The 19,784-nt window shown below is 66.1% G+C and carries 17 protein-coding genes; 10 read left to right on the top strand and 7 right to left on the bottom strand.

Features of this window, described 5'->3' with window-relative positions; genetic code table 11:
* Positions 1–47: 47 nt before the first annotated feature.
* The 6 genes from GO592_RS33045 to GO592_RS33015 form a co-directional block, all read right to left on the bottom strand.
* Positions 48–1,457 carry an amino acid permease gene (locus tag GO592_RS33045; RefSeq protein ID WP_007298620.1) on the bottom strand — a complete coding sequence of 470 codons (1,410 nt, stop codon included), beginning with the start codon at positions 1,455–1,457 and terminating at the stop codon, positions 48–50.
* Positions 1,458–1,856: 399 nt separating this feature from the next.
* A complete protein-coding gene (locus GO592_RS33040) occupies positions 1,857–2,657 on the bottom strand; it encodes an ABC transporter permease subunit (RefSeq protein WP_237720489.1) in 801 nt (266 codons plus the stop codon).
* Positions 2,654–3,592, bottom strand: a complete 939-nt coding sequence (locus GO592_RS33035; protein ID WP_007298622.1) for an ABC transporter ATP-binding protein — start codon at positions 3,590–3,592, stop codon at positions 2,654–2,656. The genes GO592_RS33040 and GO592_RS33035 overlap by 4 nt, the downstream gene beginning before the upstream one ends.
* A 685-nt stretch (positions 3,593–4,277) precedes the next feature.
* Positions 4,278–4,949 carry an AMP-binding protein gene (locus tag GO592_RS33025; protein ID WP_007298623.1) on the bottom strand — a complete coding sequence of 224 codons (672 nt, stop codon included), beginning with the start codon at positions 4,947–4,949 and terminating at the stop codon, positions 4,278–4,280.
* Between the two features lie 74 nt (positions 4,950–5,023).
* Positions 5,024–6,133: a CaiB/BaiF CoA transferase family protein gene (locus GO592_RS33020; RefSeq protein ID WP_007298624.1), complete on the bottom strand. Its 1,110-nt coding sequence runs from the start codon at positions 6,131–6,133 to the stop codon at positions 5,024–5,026.
* Between the two features lie 164 nt (positions 6,134–6,297).
* Positions 6,298–7,629 carry an MFS transporter gene (locus tag GO592_RS33015; protein WP_420228108.1) on the bottom strand — a complete coding sequence of 444 codons (1,332 nt, stop codon included), beginning with the start codon at positions 7,627–7,629 and terminating at the stop codon, positions 6,298–6,300.
* Positions 7,630–8,330: 701 nt separating this feature from the next.
* Between GO592_RS33015 and GO592_RS33010 the strand changes: the two genes are divergently transcribed.
* The 10 genes from GO592_RS33010 to GO592_RS32965 all read left to right on the top strand — a co-directional run bounded on the left by GO592_RS33010 (position 8,331) and on the right by GO592_RS32965 (position 18,217).
* Positions 8,331–9,134 (top strand): SDR family NAD(P)-dependent oxidoreductase, encoded by an 804-nt coding sequence (locus GO592_RS33010; RefSeq protein ID WP_039951902.1) that lies wholly within the window; start codon positions 8,331–8,333, stop codon positions 9,132–9,134.
* 44 nt (positions 9,135–9,178) lie between these two features.
* Positions 9,179–10,333, top strand: a complete 1,155-nt coding sequence (locus GO592_RS33005) for an acyl-CoA dehydrogenase family protein (protein ID WP_007298627.1) — start codon at positions 9,179–9,181, stop codon at positions 10,331–10,333.
* Positions 10,334–10,367: 34 nt separating this feature from the next.
* Complete coding sequence (locus tag GO592_RS33000) at positions 10,368–11,534, top strand: thiolase family protein (RefSeq protein WP_007298628.1); 1,167 nt, start codon at positions 10,368–10,370, stop codon at positions 11,532–11,534.
* Between the two features lie 54 nt (positions 11,535–11,588).
* A complete protein-coding gene (locus tag GO592_RS32995; protein WP_007298629.1) occupies positions 11,589–12,779 on the top strand; it encodes a lipid-transfer protein in 1,191 nt (396 codons plus the stop codon).
* A gap of 38 nt (positions 12,780–12,817) precedes the next feature.
* Positions 12,818–13,720 carry an SDR family NAD(P)-dependent oxidoreductase gene (locus tag GO592_RS32990; protein WP_007298630.1) on the top strand — a complete coding sequence of 301 codons (903 nt, stop codon included), beginning with the start codon at positions 12,818–12,820 and terminating at the stop codon, positions 13,718–13,720.
* Positions 13,717–14,139 carry an FAS1-like dehydratase domain-containing protein gene (locus GO592_RS32985; RefSeq protein ID WP_007298631.1) on the top strand — a complete coding sequence of 141 codons (423 nt, stop codon included), beginning with the start codon at positions 13,717–13,719 and terminating at the stop codon, positions 14,137–14,139. The genes GO592_RS32990 and GO592_RS32985 overlap by 4 nt, the downstream gene beginning before the upstream one ends.
* A complete protein-coding gene (locus GO592_RS32980) occupies positions 14,139–14,555 on the top strand; it encodes a MaoC/PaaZ C-terminal domain-containing protein (RefSeq protein ID WP_007298632.1) in 417 nt (138 codons plus the stop codon). Before GO592_RS32985 ends, GO592_RS32980 begins: the two co-directional genes overlap by 1 nt.
* Positions 14,556–14,626: 71 nt before the next feature.
* A complete protein-coding gene (locus tag GO592_RS32975) occupies positions 14,627–16,171 on the top strand; it encodes a class I adenylate-forming enzyme family protein (RefSeq protein ID WP_007298633.1) in 1,545 nt (514 codons plus the stop codon).
* Positions 16,168–17,319, top strand: coding sequence for an acyl-CoA dehydrogenase family protein (locus GO592_RS32970; RefSeq protein ID WP_007298634.1), 1,152 nt, complete (start codon positions 16,168–16,170; stop codon positions 17,317–17,319). The genes GO592_RS32975 and GO592_RS32970 overlap by 4 nt, the downstream gene beginning before the upstream one ends.
* Positions 17,320–17,332: 13 nt before the next feature.
* Complete coding sequence (locus GO592_RS32965) at positions 17,333–18,217, top strand: acyl-CoA thioesterase (RefSeq protein ID WP_007298635.1); 885 nt, start codon at positions 17,333–17,335, stop codon at positions 18,215–18,217.
* A gap of 62 nt (positions 18,218–18,279) precedes the next feature.
* Here the strand turns inward: GO592_RS32965 and GO592_RS32960 are convergent, their stop codons facing one another.
* Positions 18,280–19,479 carry a TetR/AcrR family transcriptional regulator gene (locus GO592_RS32960; protein WP_085990382.1) on the bottom strand — a complete coding sequence of 400 codons (1,200 nt, stop codon included), beginning with the start codon at positions 19,477–19,479 and terminating at the stop codon, positions 18,280–18,282.
* Positions 19,480–19,784 lie beyond the last annotated feature (305 nt).

Below are 19,784 nucleotides of genomic sequence, written 5' to 3'. Positions count from 1 at the left end.
ACCCAGTCGGACAGTCCGGTGCGATCGGCCTCGCGGTGGCCCGAGTCCTACGAAGCTGGGGGTGGGGTGAGGGTGAGGGCGGCGTGGATGCCACGGGGACGGCCGGCGCGGACCCACAGACGGTGAAGCACGCCGGCGATGAGTACGGCGGCGAGGAGACTGAACACCGGTTCCCCGCGAGCGAGATTGATCAGCAAGGTGAAGCCGACCACGACGGCGCCGGCGACATTGAGGAGCAGACGGCCGGGTCTGCGCTCACGGTGGGAAAACACGGCCATGGCCACCAGGCCGGCGAGGAAGCTCAAGAATACCGACACGGCGTAGAAGAGGACCAGCGTTTGATCTTCGCCGCGAGCGGCGGCGGTGACGGCCGCGGCGATGACGGTGAACAGTGCGACTCCGGTGTACGGGGTGTATCGGAGGTTGGTTCGCCCGAGCAGTGGTGGCAGGATGCCGGTGCTGCGGCCCTCGGGGTCGGTATCGCGAGCAAGGGCTTTGAGTAGTCCCGGGCCCGCCTGGAAGGAGGAGCTGGCCGCCGAGAGCAGCAGTAACGCCGTCACGAGCTGAAACGCCGCGAATACCGGGGCAGGTGCGGCTATCCGGGCGAGTTCTGCGATCTGGGTGGTGTCGGTTGTGGGGATCCCGCTCTGTAGATGGTGCGCCTCGAGAGTCAGTCCCATCGTGATGGTTCCGACGATGCCGAGCATCATCCACAACGTGATCTGCCCGAACCTGCGGCGGCCGGCGTCATCGAGTTGGCCGAGTTGCGCGATAGCGGACGAGGGTGCCTCCACGCCGGTTGCCAGGGCCATCGCTACGGGGAACGCCAATGCCATTGCAAGAACGGGCTGGTGGCTCGGGGTGGCAGCGATTGTGCCCACCGGCTGCGGCGACGCACCCCACCCGTACAGCAACACGGTGATCGCCACGGCGATGAAGGCGATGGTCATCACCGCGAATACCAGCCGGCCCAGGTGCCCGAACCAGGTCATTGCTGCGACGACCAAGATCAATGCCAGGGCCAGGAGCAGCCGCTCGGCTCTGAGCGGCGGGAAGTATGCAATCATCGCGGATGCCCCGGCCGACACACTGATGGCAATCGTCAGGACGAAATCGACGACGAGGGCTGCGATAGGGACGAACGCCCAGCCTTCGCCGAAGGCCTCGCCGACGGCCGCCGCCGCGCCGCCGCCCCGCGGGTAACGGGCAATCAGCTGCTGGTAGTTCACGCTCACCACCGCGATGATGGCAACGACTGCGCCCATGGTCGGGATCAGCAGAGCGAGATCACCGCCCAGGGCTCGCAGTGCAGCCTCGATGGCGTACGCCACGGAGGAGACGGGGTCCGCCATGACCGCGAACGCGAACGCGAGGAGCAGCAACGGGCGGGCGCTGAGCATGTGGGTGATCCGACCACGCGGGGCGGAAATGAGTTCCGGATCTGTGTCACCGGACACGGGACTCCTTCAGCGGTCGACGACGGCACCGCCGACCATTTCCCGGCGGCCTCAACTCAGGGTAGGACGGGGGATCGACGACGCTCATGGCAATCACCACCGGAGGGGTGGCCTGGATTCGTGGCTGGAGGGAATCCGCCGCCAGGCCACGGCCGGCGTCCTCGCTGTCGCCACCGTCGTCCTCGCACTGCACGGCTGCGCCCAGATATCGCGAATGGGCTTCAGCAAGTAGATGATCGCGTTGTGCACATGACTATTGCCGCCTCCCATTCGGATGAAGTCTGCACCAACGACTAGCTCCTCTGGGGTCCGTGCAGGGAACTGCTGAAACTGCCACGCTGGTCGCGGATACGGCATGAGTCCGGTACAGCGGTTCGAAGTCACCCCACGTGCGGTGGGTCAGTGCAGGTCCCGCCGTCGAAAGCTCCACAGGGCCACCGCTGCGCAGACCACGAAAACGGCAATCGGAGCGAGGAACGGCTCGAGCGCGATTCCCTGCGCGAGCATGTTGCGGCCCCCGTACCAGTGCCAGGGCGAGGCGAAGCGCAAGATGTGCAAGCTCTCGCTCGATGCCGCGACGGCGTTGAGGAGATTTCCCATCACCGCCACGGTTGCGGCCGTGGCGATCGCCACCGACCGTCGGCCCGTCCAGGCGCCCGCAGCAAACGCGATCGCGCCGTGCATCAGCCCGAATGCGGTCGCCGCGAACACCGCCGCGACGAGCCCGGGGATCGATACACCCTCGAGCAAGCCGAACGGCGGGGAGAACGCGAGGAGGCTCACGGTGGTGACGATCCCAAGGCCGAGCGACAGCGCGACCACTGCGACGAATCGCTCGATCAGGACACGTCCGCGGGTCACCGGATTGGACAAGAGCAGTTCGAGGGTGCCGTCCTCCTCACTGCCGCCGATCGCGTACGCGCCCGCTCCCACGGCGAAGATCAACAGCAGGACCGGCAGGGTGAGGCCGAACAATCGTCCCTGCAGGTACCCCGCCGGGGAGGTGATGAGGATCTGGTCGCTCGAGCCGATCAGGGTCTTGAAGGTGTCCGGAAGACTTTTGACAAGATTCTCGATCCCGGTCACGTTCTTGATCGTCGGGTAGAACGCGTTGTTGACCGCCACGTAGGCAGCCACGCCGCCCGACCACCACACCATTGATCGTCGCCGGTCCTCGAGGTAACGCCCCAGGACCCTCACGGGCTCGGCTCGTCCCGGTACAAGCTGAGGAAGGCCTCCTCGAGATCGGTCTCGTGGGTGACGATCCGCCGCACCGGCAGCGTCGCGGCCTGCTTGAGGACGGCGTCGACGTTCCCCTCGATGACGAGCCTGATCACCGTCCCGGAAGCCGTAGCGCTGAGGACGCCCGGAAGGTCCGCGAACGGCTCGGCGCTTGCTTCGCGGGCAAGGTACAGGTCGACGTGCTGGCGGGCTTGGCGCTGGAGCTGGTCGATGGCCGCCACCGTGACGAGCTGGCCCTTCCTCAAGATCCCGACGCGGTCGGCGAGCGCTTCCACCTCGGGCAGGACGTGTGAGGACAGGAACACCGTCGCGCCGTCGCGTTTGACGTCGCCGATCAGCTGGTGGAACTCGTGTTGCAGCAATGGGTCGAGACCCGCCGTGGGTTCGTCCAGGATCAACAGCTCCGGACGATGCATGAACGCCTGCACGATTGCGGTCTTGCGGCGGTTGCCCGTGGAGAGTTGTCCGATCGGGCGCACTGGATCGAGGTCGAAGCGTTCGAGAAGCTCGTCGACGTAGGTCGTGTCGACTCCACCGCGAAGGCGGCCGTAGAACGCGATCAGGTCTGCCGTCGTGTATCTGGGGTCGAACTTGAGCTCGCCGGGGATGTAGCCGAGCCGGCGGCGGATCGCCGGGTCGGCGCCGCGGCCACCGAGGACGGTGTAAGTTCCGGCGGACGGCCGGATGAAGTCGAACAGCATGCGGATCGTCGTGCTTTTCCCCGACCCGTTGGGGCCGAGATACCCGAAGACCTCACCCCGATGGACGTCGAGGTCGAGCGCGTCGACGGCGATGAGGCCACCGAAGCGTTTCGACAATCCGCGCATTTCGATGACGCTGTCGACCGCGGCCTGCTGAGGAGGGTGCCGGACGTGCGGCTTCGCAGTTTTCACGGTCTGGGCGCCATCACCAGACACCGACGATCGGCATCGAGCGTGGTAGGGAGCCCGTTCACGAGAAAATACGTTACAGGCCCGAGCTTGCACTCGTACAACAGCGAATACATCGGCCCGTCAGAGAACCCGAGCACACTGTTCACCACCGGGTGCCGGAGTTTCCGCAACCGTGCCTCGGTTTGGCGGCAGGGGGTGGGGCTGGTTGCGGTGCCGCCTGGGCGGTGGCCGAATGGGTGCCGCCAGTCACGTCTGTCGATGGGGTTGGTATCGGCGTTGACGTTCCCGCGTTGTTTTCCGGCGCGATGGTCGCGGCCCTGGCTTACGACGACCGGGGGTTTCGAGGAATCGGTGCAGCGCGATCCGCATGAGCGCGCTGACCGTGGTGTCGTGCTCGGCGGCCAGCGCCGAGAACTTCTGCGCGGTATCCGGTTCCAGCTTTATCTTGAGCATGACCAGCGGGATCGCCCGCAGCGCTTCCGAGAGTCGACGCTGTTCGGCGAGGCCGTTGCCGACGGCTTTGGGTTGGGTTGGGTGACAAGTCGCCGGCAGGCAACACGGATAAGCGCCCCGAAACGGCGCGGCCCGATTCCCTCGGCCATGTCCTCTAGCCTGCGTTTGGTCTCATGGTCGAAGCGAAGCGCGATGGGATCGCCCACGGGGATCCGACCTGGCCTCGTCTCCGTCATTCCTCGATCTTCTCGTTCGCCTGTGCGCATGGTTGTGCCCCGGCATCGGGGGGCGGATTCCAGCGGTCGTCGCAACACGCATGGTTTGGCAGAAGAGTACCACCGGTGAGTTGTAGGTGCGCGACGGTGTCGGGGTGGCACGCCGGCAGGGGTTGCGGTTGCACCGCGAGCAGATCCACAAGAGGAACTGCCGAGTCGGGCCGGCCGGCCGCGCCGCGTCCGGATGTGTGCGTGCCGGGCGCGCGTACTACGAGTTCCATCCGTGACGTGCGGGCCTCGAGTGCCGACTCGGATGTCGGGTGGATGAACAGCGCGACCGGGTCGAAGTCCTCGAACTGCTCGGCGAGGGTGGCCGGCGGGGTCAGTGGGTTGACCACACACGCCGTCGCCCCGGCCAGTACCGTTCCGAGGTACACCCCGGCGAACCATATGTTGTTCGGCATCGCAATCGCGACCCGGTCTCCGTGGTCGACTCCCCGCCTCCGCAGCCACGTGGCGATGCGGAGCGCGTCGTCATGGAGTTCGCCGAACGTCAGGTGGTCGTCACCATCCATCAGCGCGATCCGGTTCCCGTAGGACGCAGCCACGCCGGCCAGCATCGAGTCCATTCCGACCTGCGGGTACGAAAGCGATCGTGGTAGACCATTGAGAAGTTCGTCGGACGTCATATACTGCATCTCCTTCGACAGTTGTTCTTGGCCAATTTGTTTCGGCCAACTGATTGCCGCATTCGACCGGCCGGCTACCTCGGGTTCCGGACCAATTGGGCCCAGCTCCGCGCGATCTCGTCGATCGATTGGTAGGACCGAGGCGGACGCGGCGCACCGGGCGGTGTACGGGAGAAGCGGGGAGCGGGCGCGGCTTGTACGACACCCTCGACGTCGATGAGGGTCTGCCGGTCGCGCAGGTGCTGGTTCTGGGCTGCCTCGCGGAGAGAAAGCACCGGTGTCACGCATGCGTCAGTGCCGGCGAAGACCGCGCCCCAGTGGTCCCGTGAGTGCCCGGCGAAGATCACGGCGAACCGCTCGCTCAGCTGCGGCCAGGACCGGCGGTCGTGTTGCGCGGGAAGGTCGTCGCCCTCGAGGCCGAGGCCGCGCAGGAGGGCCGCGTAGAACTGGGGCTCGAGTGCGCCGACGGCGACGAACTTCCCGTCCGCGCACTCGTAGGTGCGATAGAACGGTGATGCGCCATCGAGAAAGTTGGTGCCCCGTTCGTCCTGCCAGAAGCCGGCGCCGAACATTCCCCACACCGGCTGCATCAGCAGGCTCGCACCGTCGACCATCGCGGCGTCGATCACCTGGCCGCGACCCGAGACGCTGCGCTCGACCAGAGCCGCGAGCACACCCGTCACCAGCAGCATCGACCCACCGCCGAAGTCTCCGACGAGGCTGAGAGGGACGGCCGGCGGCTGCCCGGGGCGGCCGATGGCGTGGAGTGCTCCGGTCAGTGAGATGTAGTTGATGTCGTGGCCGGCCCCATCCTTGCTCGGGCCCGTCTGGCCCCATCCGGTCATGCGCCCGAAGACCAGTCGTGAGTGCGTCGCCATACATTGTTCGGGGCCCAAACCGAGCCGCTCGACGACGCCCGGCCTGAAACCCTCGAGCACGACGTCGGCTCGGTCGATGAGCTGACGAACGCGGCGGAGGTCGGCCGCATCCTTGAGGTCGGCCAACACTGCACGACGATTACGGAACAGATGATCTTCGGCGCGGTCGTAGAGCGAGGCCCCGGAATCAGGGCGGTCGACGCGGACCACGTCCGCGCCGAGGTCGCCGAGAACCATCGCCGCATGCGGGACCGGACCGATCCTCGCAAGCTCGACCACTCTGACACCCGCGAGGGGACCGGTCACGGCTCGAGCCTCCTATCACTTCATCGTGGCAACCAACAGGAAAGGACTTGTTCAGGCACACGCAGCAGCCGGGGGTGGGCCCACAACGGTCATGGCCGTCGCTCCACCCCCGGGTACCGGTAACTACGCGACGACGTCTTCTGACGTCGTGTCGATCGACATGGCTATCGGGTGGAGGCGTCCCCGCGCACCGCAAGCTTGTCGCGCTCGGGATTTGCGGCGACGAGGGCGCCGATCGCGAATACCATCGCGACCACTCCGAAGGCCTGGAAAGCGGTCGCGTACCCCGCTGCCGGGCTGGCGGCGGCGTCGACGATCAGTCCGGTCACATACGGTCCCACCAGCCCGCCGACACCCATCATCGCCATGAACACCCCGAGCGTCCCCGCCGTCTGGCGCGGTGGGCACAACTCCGTGATGGTGGCGATGATCAGCGGGTAACCCGACGCGAGGAACCCGTAGCCGACCGAGACGATGAGGACGGCGAGGGCGGGCACGCTGACATAGGGCAGTGTCACCAGAATGGCCGAGCTGATCAACACCCCCGTCGCGGGAATGATGATGCGCACCACCCGAGACGTCGCACCCCGGGACGTCAGCCGGTCACCGGTGGCGCCCAACGCCAGCATCAGAATCAGACCCGCAATGCTGGGGAAGGCGAACATCGATCCGGCCTGTAACCTGCTGTAGCCCAACGCTACCTCGAAGTACGAGGGCAGCCAGGTCAGTACGATCGCGACCAACGCATAGATGGTCATGATCAGCAGCATGCAGCTGAGAAACGTCGGCGTACGGAAGATGCGGATCCACGGGACCGCGGGCTCGTCCGCATCGGTGCCGGACTCGGTGGCGCCATGGCCTTTCCCGCTTCGGATGTAGGGCCCCTCGGACCAGGTCGGCACCCACAGCACACACCAGAGCACGCCGAGGATCGCGAGGCAGATCAGCGCGGCACGCCATCCCCAGGACACGGTGACAAGGGCCAGCGCCGGCGCGACGACGATCTTCGCCAGGGAGGCGGACCCCGCCAGCAGGGCGCCCGGCAGTGCCCGTTTGGCGGGCGGATGCCAGGAGAAGGTGGCCGTGTGTGTCAACGGGCCGCTCGGTCCTTCGGCCAGTCCGAGCAACAGTCGGCTGATCAGCAGCACCGCGAAACTTGCCGTGAACACCATCGGCAGCATCGACGCCGACCACAGCAGGGCCAGCACGGCCAGGGCCCACCGCAGCGACAGCAGTTTGTTCACCGTCCCGGAGATGAAGCCGCCGATGATGAAGGTGAAGAAGAAGAGGCTGCCGACCAGGCCGATCTGCGCTGCCGTCAGATCCAATTCCTTGGCCAGCGGCTGCGCGATGATCCCGAGAACCGCCTTGTCGCTCCAGTTGACCACCGTCAGCAGCACGAGCAGGGAGGTGAAACTCCATGCGCGCGTTGAGCGGACGGAGTTGGTCGAGTTTGTTGGCTGTGGGCGTTGCGATGTGTTTTCGCGTGTGGTCACCACGAATCCCTTTCGGATCATCTACGAGAGTGTGCGGGTTGACGCCGGAACCGAGCCGAACCGGAAGGGCCTGACCTCGCCGAGCGAGACAGCGCGTCATCCAGGTCCGGTGCCATGTGGCCAGGCCAGGCGCGGCCCTGCAAAGCTATGAATATTGGTTATCGTTCGTTCCTCTTGATGCCGCGATTCCTCTGCGTGGTCGTGTCGTAAAGCGCTCCGCCTTCCGTTCATGACGGGCATGCGCGTTTGCTACCGGCTTGGCTATGGGATTTCGTCCGTGGTTGCATGCCGTCGCCGAGCGAACCGTTCCTACCGGATCTCGGGAACCTCACGGATTGGAATTACTAGTGATTCACTTTTGAGCATTACCGCCGATGTGTCAAGGGTCACTTTCAACTCCGCGGTAAAGGGACGAGCTGGGGTGGGCGGGGAAGTGGTTCCTGGAGGGTTGCGCGCCGGAGGCCGAGAGGGGTCCTCGCACCCACCCGGGAAACCACCGTCTCCCTCCCGGGCGATCGTTAGCCGACACAAGGGGTTGACAGGACGGCATCGACGCGGCAATGCGAATTGCGAGTAACCGATTGCTCCGGATGGTGCGGCTCGCATTTTCGCCGTGTTATACCAGTAAAAAGCTAATTTCTACGCGATTCACAGGTGCGTGAATCGGAATTTGAAGACAGTCATTTATGAAAGGCGACATGATGGGAACACTGGGCGGTAAGACCGCGCTGGTCTCGGGGTCGGGGCGCGGTATCGGGCGGGAAATCGCCCTGAAACTAGCCCGTGAGGGAGCTGCGGTCGTGGTGAACGATCTCGATCCGGAGCCGGTCTTGCAGACCGTGGACGCGATTACCGCAGGCGGCGGCCGTGCTGTCGCCTGTGCCGGATCGGTATCGGAGGACGGATTCGCCGAAAGGTTTGTCGACACCGCGGTCGAGGCCTTCGGTGGCCTCGACATCATCGTCAACAACGCCGGATACACGTGGGACTCGGTGATCCAGAAGATGACCGACGAGCAGTGGGACACCATTTTGGACGTAAATCTCAAGGCGCCGTTCCGGATTCTGCGTGCGGCGCAACCGTTCATCAAGTCGGCGCCCACCGACTATCACCGCAAGGTCGTCAACATCTCGTCGGTGTCGGGCTTCTACGGCAATGCCGGCCAAGCGAACTACGGTGCGGCCAAGGCGGGCCTGCTCGGACTCACCAAGACCCTGGCCAAGGAGTGGGGCCGTTACAAGGTGAACGTCAACGCGGTCGCGTTCGGGCTGATCATCACCCGGATGACCGAGGTCACCGCCGACACCGACACCACCTTGAACATCGACGGGCGAGACATCCGCGTCGGGGTGAACCCCGACCGCATGGCGATGGCCTCGAAGATGATCCCGTTCGGGCGCGGCGGCACCCCGGCGGAAGCCGCCGGGGCGGTGTACCTGCTGTGCACACCCGAATCCGACTACATCAACAGCCAGTGCCTGGTCGTTGACGCTGGCCGCGTCTGACCACAACCACCGCCGCATCAGCACACACCTGTAGGAGCACAGTAATGAAGCGCACCGTCTACAACGCCGAGCACGAGGACTTCCGCCGTACCATCCGCGATTTCATCGCGAAAGAGGTCACGCCCTTCTACGCCGACTGGGAGAAGGACAACCAGGTTCCGCGCGAGCTGTTCAACAAGCTCGCCGAGCTCGGCGCCACCAGCTTCGACATTCCCGAGGAATACGGGGGCGCCGGTCCCACCAGCTTCAAGTTTCAGGCCGTCATGCAGGAGGAGGTCAACCGTGCGGCGGTCGCCTTCGGCCACTACACCGTGAGCATCGGCATCGTGCTGCCGTACCTGCTGCGGCTGGCGAACGAGGAGCAGAAGCAGCGTTGGCTGCCCGGGGTCGCATCGGGTGACACGATGCTGTGCATCGCGATGACCGAGCCGGGCACGGGTTCGGACCTGGCCGGGATCAAGACCACCGCACGTCTGTCCGACGACGGAACGCATTACATCCTCAACGGCGCCAAGACCTTCATCACAGGTGCCCGCAACTCGGAACTGTGTGTCGTCGCGGCCCGCACGTCCGCTCCCACCGAGGATCGTCGATTCGGGCTGAGCCTGCTGGTCGTCCCTACCGACAGCCCCGGTTTCGAGTTCGGCCGCAAGCTCGACAAGATCGGCATGAAGGCGTCTGACACCAACGAGATCTCGTTCACCGACGTGAAGGTTCCCGTGGAGAACCTTCTCGGCGAGCAGGACCAAGGCTTCTCCTACCTCGGTCAGAACCTGCCGCGCGAGCGTCTGTCGATCGGCGTCGGCCAGACGTCAATGGCCGTCGCGGCAATCGAGTTCGCCTCGGAGTACGTCCAGCAGCGTCACGTGTTCGGCAAGCCGGTCGCGTCCTTCCAGAACACCAAGTTCGTGCTCGCCGAGTGCGAGACCGAGGTCTCGGCCGCACAGGCACTGGTGGACAAGGGACTCGAGCTCGACGACACCGGCGAGCTCACGTCGGCGGATGCGGCGCGGATCAAGCTGTTCTGCACCGAGATGGCCGGCCGGGTCATCGACAAGTGTCTGCAGCTGCACGGCGGCTACGGCTACATCCTCGAGTACCCGATCGCCCGCCTCTACTCGGACACGCGCGTCTCCCGGATCTACGGCGGCACCAGTGAGGTCATGAAGACCATCGTGGCCAAGGACATGGGTCTGTAGCGACCCCGAAAGAACGCTTCGGACAAGGAGAGTCATGCGAGATGCAGTGATCGTCGACGCGGTGCGCACACCGGTCGGCAAACGGGACGGCGCCTTGTCGCGGATGCACGCGGTGGCGGTGTCCGCGCACGTGCTCGGCGCCCTGGCCGAGCGCACCGGACTGGACCCGGGCCTGGTCGACGACGTCATCTGGGGGTGCGTGGGCACACTCGGCATGCAGGCAGGATGCATCGCCCGATCGGCGGTGCTGGCCGCGGGATGGCCCGAGCACGTACCCGGAGTCACCGTCGACCGTCAATGTGGTTCCTCGCAGCAGGCCGTGCACCAGGCGGCCGCGGGAGTCATCTCCGGCCAGTACGACATCGCCGTCGCCGGCGGCGTGGAGATGATGAGCGTCATCCCCCTCGGCGCAGCCGCCCGAGCCGGTGACTACGGACCGATCTACGGACCCCAGGTGCTGGGCCGGTACAACATCGACCGGTACGACCAGGGCCGCGGCGCCCAGATGATCGCCGACGAATACGGGATCACCCGCACCGAGATGGACCAGCACGGCCTCGACTCGCACGCCCGCGCCGCTGCCGCGACCGACGCCGGCCGGTTCACCGGACAGATCGCCCCGATCGAGGTCGCCGGTCCCGGCGACAGCACTCGGATCTTCGACACCGACGAAGGCATCCGCCGCGGGGGCACCCTCGAGAAACTCGCCACGTTGCCGTCACCCTTTGCCGAAGGCAGGGACATCACCGCGGGCAACGCGTCGCAGGTCTCCGACGGATCGGCCGCCCTGCTGGTCACCACCAGCGACATCGCCCGCACACACGGGTGGCGCCCTGTGGCCCGGATACATACCGCGGTCGTCACCGGTACCGACCCGGTGACGATCCTCAAAGGCCCCATCCCCGCCACCGCCCTGGCGTTGAAGAAGTCCGGGCTCACGCTCGATCAGATCGGAACCTACGAGATCAACGAAGCCTTCGCGGCGGTATCGCTGGCCTGGCTACGCGAGACCGGAGCCGACTACACCCGCATGAACCCCAACGGAGGGGCCATGGCCATCGGGCATCCGGTCGGCGGATCGGGTGCGCGCCTGATGACGACGATGGTGCACCACATGCGGGACGAAGGCATCCGGTACGGGTTGCAGTCGATGTGCGAAGGCGGGGGCATGGCCAACGCCACCATCCTCGAACTGCTCTGAGCTGCAACAGTTTACCGAAACATACACATCGGAAGAAACACCTGGAGGAACACAATGAGTCGCAGGGTCTTGGTAGCAGGCGTCGGCATGGTGCCGTTCGCCAAACCGGGAAAGAGCGAGGACTACTTCGACATGGGCGCGAAGGCGATTCGCGCCGCACTGTCGGACGCCGGTCTCGGTTTCGAGGCGATCGAGCAGGCCTTCGCCGGGTACGTCTACGGTGATTCGACCAGCGGGCAGCGCACGATCTACAACGCCGGGATGACCGGCATCCCGATCGTCAACGTCAACAACAACTGCGCCAGCGGATCCTCGGCGCTGTGGCTGGCGCGGCAGGTCGTCGAATCGGGTGCCGCCGAATGCGTGCTGGCCGTCGGGTTCGAGCAGATGCGGCCCGGACCGCTGCTCAACGCCTGGGGAGATCGGCCCGCGCCGATGAGCCGGCACCTCGAGGTCCTGGACCGCACCTACGGGGTGGACCGGAACAACCCGTCCAACGCCATGCAGTTCTTCGGCGGCGCGACCCAGGAGTACTGCAAGCGGTACGGGGTGTCACCGGAGCTGTTCGCGAAGATCTCGGTCAAGTCCCGCAGGCACGCCGCGAACAACCCGTACGCGGTGTTCCGGGACCCGGTCACCGAGCAGGAAGTCCTCGACTCACCCGCACTGTACGGCGGGCTCACCCGGCTGCAGGCCTGCCCGCCCACGTGCGGGGCCGGCGCCGCGATCGTGTGCAGCGACGAGTTCGCCCGCACGCACGCCATCACGCCGACCGTGGCGATCGCCGCCCAGGCACTGGCCACCGATCTGCCCGACCTGTTCACCGCCGACGACATGCTCAAGGTCGTCGGCGCCGATATCACGAAGACGGCGGCCGCCCAGGTCTACGAAGCCGCCGGCGTCGATCCACGCGACATCAAGGTCGTCGAGCTGCACGACTGCTTCTCCATCAACGAGGTGCTCTCCTACGAGTCCCTCGGTCTGGTCGAGGAGGGCGGCTCGGAGAAGTTCATCCTCGACGGTGACAACACCTACGGCGGCCGCGTGGTGGTCAACCCCAGCGGTGGGCTCCTGTCGAAGGGGCACCCGCTCGGCGCGACCGGTCTGGCCCAGTGCGCCGAATTGGTCTGGCAGCTGCGCGGCACCGCCGACGCCCGGCAGGTCGAGGGCGTAACCCTGGCCTTGCAGCACAACCTCGGACTCGGTGGCGCCGGTGTCGTCACCCTCTACGAAAAAGTCTCCTGACCCCCGGTCAGCACCCACCCTTTGAGAAAGGCAACACAATGGGACAATTGGACGGACGCGTGGCGATCGTCACCGGCGCCGGTGCCGGTATCGGCCGCGAGCACGCACTGCTGATGGCGGCAGAGGGAGCGAACGTGGTCTGCAACGACCTGACAGACGCCCACAGCACGGTCGCCGAAATCATCGCCAACGGTGGCCAGGCCGTCGCCGTCGAAGGCAACATCGGTGACATGTCCGTCGGCGCCGCACTCACCGACGCCGCGGTCGACTCGTTCGGGGATCTGCACGTGCTGGTCAACAACGCCGGCATCATCCGCGACTCGATGATCTGGAACATGACCGAACGCGATTTCGACGCGGTGGTCAACGTGCACCTGAAAGGCACGTTCTCGGCGACCCAGGCAGCGGCACGCTACTGGCGCACCAAGGCGAAAGAGGGTGTCACGGCGGACCGCTCGATCGTCAACACCAGTTCCGGCTCCGGACTGCACGGCAACTTCGGTCAGTGGAACTACTCGGCCTGCAAGGCAGGTCTGGCCATCCAGGTCGTGAACGCCTCCCGCGAGCTGGGCAAGTTCGGGGTGCGCGCCAACGCGATCGCCCCGGTGGCGCGCACCGCCCCGGTCGCCGCCACCCCGGGCATCAGCGACCTCGTCGGTGAGCCGGTCGACGAGAACGTCTTCGACCGCTACAACCCCAAGAACATCTCCCCGTTGGTCGCCTACCTGGGCACCGAGGGGTGTGAGTTCACCGGGCAGGTCTTCGGCGTCTATGGCGGCTACGTCGGGCTCTATGCCGGTTACTCGATCGCGCACGAAGTCCGCGCGGACCGCCAGTGGGATGTCGCCGAACTCGCCGAGGTCATCGGCTCGGAGGCGTTCCCCAAGTCCGTCGAAACCCGCCGCGCGGGCATTCCCCCGGTGCAAGGAGCCACCAAATGAGCTACGCATTCCCGCTCGACTACAGCAAGGTCCGCGAATTCGCGCGAGCAGTCAAGACCGAGCACCCCGCCCACACCGGCACGGAACCTGTGATCCCACCGACGATGCTCACCAGCGGCCGGATGATCTGGGAGCCGGCCGAGCAATCCGGTTTCGCCAAGCTCGGGTTCGACCGGCGCCGGATCCTGCACGGTGAGGAGGAATACCTCTTCCACGGACCGCTCCCGCGCGCCGGGCAGACCCTGACCGCGGAGACCCGCATCGGAGAGACCTTCGAAAAGCCCGGAAAGCGGGGCGGGGTCATGACGTTCGCGAAAATGATCACCGAGTTCCGGGACGAGACCGGCCGCCTGGTCGCGACACAGAACAGCACCATCATCGAGACCGCGACCACGGGCAGCTCGGAAGGGAGCAAGTGATGACCACCGCGACCAGCACACCGGTGATCGGCCAGCAGGCCCCGCCGCGGACGTACCCACCGCTGACCCGAACCGACTTCGTCAAATACCAGGGCGCATCCGGCGACTTCCACCCGCTGCACCACGACGAGACCTATGCCCTCGAAACCGGATTTCCCTCGGTGTTCTCGGTCGGCATGCTGCAGGCCGGCATGCTCGCCAGCTACGTCACCGACTGGCTGGGCGTGGAAAACCTGCGCCGATTCAAGATCCGGTTCGCCGAAAAGGTCTGGCCCGGAGACGAACTGACCTGCTCTGCGAAGGTCGTCGACATCCTCGATGCCGAGGACGGTCGCCGGGTGCGCATCGAGATGACCTGTGCCCGCCAGAGCGGTGTGAACGCACTGGTCGGTGACGCAGAATTTCTGCTCGACTGACCACGGCCGGGGTGCGCACCAGCGGTGCGCACCCCGCCCTACCGCTACCACCTTCGAGGAGAACGTGAGCCATGCACCTGACACAGCTGCTGCACAAGGCGGTGCAACAACAGCCCCACCAACCGCTGACCGTGTACGGTGCCCGCCATCGTACCGCCGGTCAGGTCGCCGAGCGGGTGGCGCGCCTGGCCGGCGGCCTGCGGGAACAGGGGGTGGCGCCGGGGGATCGGGTGTGCATCCTGGCGTTCAATTCGGACCGCTACTTCGAGGCGGTGATGGCCACCTGGTGGATCGGGGGCGTGGTCACCCTGCTGAACTGTCGCTGGTCGCTCCGGGAGGTCGCCGATGCCGTCGCCGATGCCGGCAGTCGCTGCCTCCTGGTCGACGAGGACTGCATGCCGTTGATCGCGGACCTGGACGGCCCGGTGATCGTGCACCTCGGTGACGGAACGGCCCCGGCCGGCACCGTCGGCTACGAGGACCTGATCGCCACCGCTCCGGCCGTAGAGGACGTACGGGCCCACGGCGACACGCTCGCCGCCCTCATCTACACCGGCGGCACGACCGGCGCTGCGAAAGCCGCCATGCATTCGCACCGATCCCTGTCCACCGCCCTGCTCGGGAGCATGGGGTATGCCCGCTCCAGCGAGCCCGACGGCGCCACCTTGGTGATGGCCCCGGTCTTTCACATCGCGGCGCTACTGGGCATGATGGCGCAAACCCTGGTGGGTGGCACCCTGGTGTTCGCGAACCGGTTCGAACCGGACGAGGTCCTGCAGCTTCTCGGCCGGCACCGGGTCACGACCATGACCTCCACCCCGGGCATGCTGCAACTGCTCTACACCCACCCCAGCTTCCCCGCCGCCGACGTAACCTCGCTCACCACCATCGTCTACGGAGCGGCTCCGATGCCCGAAGCCGTCCTCACCCGGGCCATGGCCGCCTTTCCGAACGCCCAGTTCGTGCAGGGCTACGGGATGACCGAAACTGCCGTCATCGCCTCCCTGCTCGGGGCCACCCACCGGCTCGGGGGGCCCCGCCTGAAGTCGGCAGGACGCGCCACCCTGCACGTACAGATCATCATCGCCGATGAGGACGGAAACGAGGTGCCCCGCGGGGCGGTTGGGGAAATCCTCACCCGCGGGGACAACATCATGCTCGGGTACTGGAATCGTCCGGAGGAAACCGCGGCGGCGCTACGCGGCGGCTGGCTCCACACCGGAGACCTCGCCTACATGGACGACGAGGGCTACATCTTCATTGTCGACCGGGCGAAAGACATGATCATCACCGGTGGCGAAAACGTCTACTCGACAGAGGTCGAGAACGTGCTCAGCCATCACCCCGCCGTGCTGCGTTGCGCGGTCATCGGCGTCCCGGACGAGCAGTGGGGTGAGCGCGTCCACGCGATCATCGTCCCGCAACCCGGTCAGACAGTGGCTGTGGAGGAAATCCGCGAGCACGTCAAGACGCGGCTCGCCGGTTTCAAAGCCCCGCGCACCATCGAACTCGTGCAGGCACTGGCGACCACCGCCACCGGCAAGATCGACAAGCGCGCACTCCGCCAACACACACTCGAGCAGCCGACGGACATCGGCCGAGGAGACTTCCCATGAAGCGCACCATATTCGACGACCAGCACCAGGACTTCCGGTCAATGTTCCGCAACTTCCTCGAACGGGAGGTCGTGCCGGAATTCCCCAAGTGGGAGGAACAGGGCTATGCCCCGCACGAGTTCTACCGCAAACTCGGGGCACTGGGGGTGATGGGCTTCGACATCCCCGTCGAGTACGGCGGCACCGGACCCACCAGCTACAAGTACATCACCATCATGACCGAAGAAGCCGCCCTCGCCGGGGTCTCCCTCGGAAACTACGGTGTCACCACCGGCATCGTGCTGCCCTACCTGCTCATGCTCGCAGACGACGAGCAGAAGAAACGCTGGCTGCCCGGCTGCGCCGCCGGCGAGACGGTTCTCGCGGTCGCGATGACCGAACCCGGCACCGGATCCGACCTCGCCGCCATCCGCACCACCGCCCGCCGCGACGGTGACCACTACATCCTCAACGGCGCGAAAACCTTCATCACCAACGGTTCTCAGTCCGATCTCATGGTCGTCGTGGCGCGCACCGCACCCGCCGATTCCGCCGACCGCCGCAGAGGACTGTCCCTGTTCGTCGTCGACACCACCTCCGACGGATTCGAGGTCGGTCGTCGACTCGACAAGATCGGCCTCAAATTCAGCGACACCTGCGAGGTCTCGTTCCGCGACGTCGAAGTTCCCGCATCCGATCTGCTCGGCGAGGAAGGCGCCGCGTTCTCCTACCTCGGCAACAATCTGCCCCGCGAGCGTCTGGCCATCGCCGTCGGCGGGTGCGCCACCGCCCGCGCCGCGATCGAACACGCCCTCGCCTACACCCGTGATCGGCACGTGTTCGGCCAACCCGTGGCCGCCTTCCAGAACACCAAGTTCGTCCTGGCCGAAAGCGCCGCCGAACTCGAAGCCGCCCAAGCCATGGTCGACAAGGCGATCGAACTCGACGACGCCCGCGAACTGACCGCCGTCGACGCAGCCCACTGCAAACTGTTCTGCACCGAGATGGCCGGCCGCGTCATCGACAAGTGCCTGCAACTGCACGGCGGCTACGGATACATGCTCGAATACCCGATCGCCCGCCTGTACGCCGACACCCGTGTCTCCCGAATCTACGGTGGCACCAGCGAAGTGATGAAGACGATCATCGCCAAGTCGCTCGGACTGTAGGAGACCACCTGTCATGCGTGAAGTCCTGCATCTCGACAATCCACGCCCGAACACCTACCTCGGCGTCTGCGCCGCCGGCGGGCGTGGCCGCGCCTACGGCGGCCACATCGCCGCGCACGCGGTGCTCGCCGCCCACCGCACAGTCGACCCCGAGCGGGCGGTGCACTCACTGCACGGCTACTTCCTCAGCATGGGCCGCCCCGACGAGCAGGTGCAGTACGAGGTGCAGACCGTGCGCGACGGCGGCACCTACGCGCTACGGCACGTCACAGCCCGTCAGCGGGGGGACGAATTGTTTACGCTCACCGCGTCGTTCAAAAAGGTGGAGGAGGCCGCGGACCGGCACATCGTCATGCCACCGGCACCCGATCCGGCGGCGCTGCCCGCCCAGAGCGAGGCCGCGGACCGGTTGTGGTCCGGCATCGACCCCGCCTCACCGATCCGACGGGTCGTGGACGTACGACCGGTGCTCGGAGACGACGACGACGGCGGCGGCGGCGCTGAAACCGGCGGAGGGCACCGGCGCATGTGGTTCCGAATCGCCTCAGGCATGCCGGACGACCCCGCCGTGCATGCTGCGGCGCTCACCTACTGCTCCGACCTGACCGTGGCCCGCACCGCCGCACTCGGCCACCTGCGCGCAACCGGGACAACCGGGACGCCGGCACAGAACCTGTATCTCGCCTCGCTCGACCACGCGATCTGGTTCCACCGGCCCTGCCGCGCCGACGACTGGCTCCTGTTCGTCCACCACAGTCCGACCTCCGGTGACGGCCGCGGGCTGACCACCGGTCAGGTGTGGACCAGGAGCGGCACCCTGGTCGCTACCGTCAACCAGGAGGTCCTGTTGCGCACGCGTCGATCGACGACCACCCCGGAACCGGCACTCGTCCCGTAACAGCAGCAACTACCAGGACCGGCACCAAAGGGCCCGGCACGGCGCGGCGCGGTGCCGGGCCTTCAGCCGACCGTCGTCGCCGTACCGGCGACGGCGACCACCTCGTCCGGCGACGACGTGTCGAGCAGCAGGGCCGTGCACATCTCCGCGAGTCGATCCGCCAGGTCCGTGCGATGACGAAAACGACCGGTGCGGGCGGCATTCGCGACGATGGTCATCGCCGCGCTGATCGTGATCCGTGCCTGCGCCTCGTCCAGTCCGGGGCGCACCGCGTCGAGCACCCGTACCCACAGATCGAGGTAGTCGCGCTGCTCCTGGACGCACGCTCTGCGGACATTGTCCGGGAGATGGCCGAGTTCGGTGACCATCGCACCGATCAGATGACCGTCCTCGAGCGCGAACGCGACATGTGCGCGGAGCAGGTTCCCGAACGCCTCCCGAGGCCCGGTGGCCCGAGCCAACCCCTGCCGCGCAGCCAGCCCGCGGCGGTCGAAGCCCCGTGTGATCGCAGTGACGAGGAGATCAATTTTCGCGTCGAAGTGGTTGTACACATTCGGCCCGGACATCCCGCAGGCCTCACCGATGTCCTCGTTGTTCACTGTGTGATACCCGCGTTCGTCGAACAAGCGGATGGCCTCGGTGAGTAGTTGTTCCCGCCGCGACAACGGAATCGCCACCCCGGCGACGGGCGGAGCCGCGGTCTGCGGGCCGGTCCCGAGGGGGCAACGAGCGACGCGCTCGGACAGCGAGCGCAGCAGCGCCTGCATGCGGCGACGCGGCAAGGTGACGCGGTGTCCGGACACACTGCTGAACAGTGCCAGGACCGAGTATGCGAGCAACTCACAATCGGCGGCGGACAGGTCGGGGCGATCCACCGCGATCCGTCGGGACACATCCGCGGTCACCGCCCGCAGCCGAGTGCGCAGTTCCGCTCGCGGCTCGCCCTCGAGGTAGCGAGCCTCGCGTTGCCACAGGATGGGCAGGCCGCGGCGTCCGGTAGAGGTGACCGACAGCGTAGACAGCAGCGCGTCCAGGTCGGTCGAACTGGAGACCGATTCCTGGAGAGAATCGAGTCCGGAGAGAACGGCGTAGTAGAGCAGGTCGTGCTTGTTCCGATAGTGCCGATAGAGTGCGGACGCGGCGATGTCGACCTTGGTGGTCACGTCAACGACCGATACATTGTGATAACCGTGCTCGCGAAACAATTCGCTCGCAGCAGCGAGGATTTGCTGCTTGCGGTCGCGAGGTCGACGAGTCGCCACAACCGATCCCCCTCCTAGGAGTACCCCAGCACACACGGTCAAGATTCTTCAATTATTGCATATTCACAAACAAGGGCGAACCCCGAGATTTCTCTAATAATGAGGATCAGGATGTGGTTACGCAAAGTTCCGATAACCTCTCGTCTGAACTGTGGGTGCGCCGAAGAGACGTCCTCGACTGGTCGTGGACGTGGCCTACAGGGCGCACACGGCGGGTGGGCTCCGACACCCCTCACTGAAAGGCCGGCGCTTCGACGTCGATTTTCAATCGGTCCGGGTGGAGGACCTGTAGGTAGTCCAGAGGA

The organism is Rhodococcus sp. 21391 (assembly GCF_016772255.1).
Lineage (GTDB): Bacteria > Actinomycetota > Actinomycetes > Mycobacteriales > Mycobacteriaceae > Rhodococcus_F > Rhodococcus_F opacus.
The sequence above is the reverse complement of the archived record's forward strand: the minus strand, read 5'-3'. Positions and strand labels throughout refer to the sequence as shown.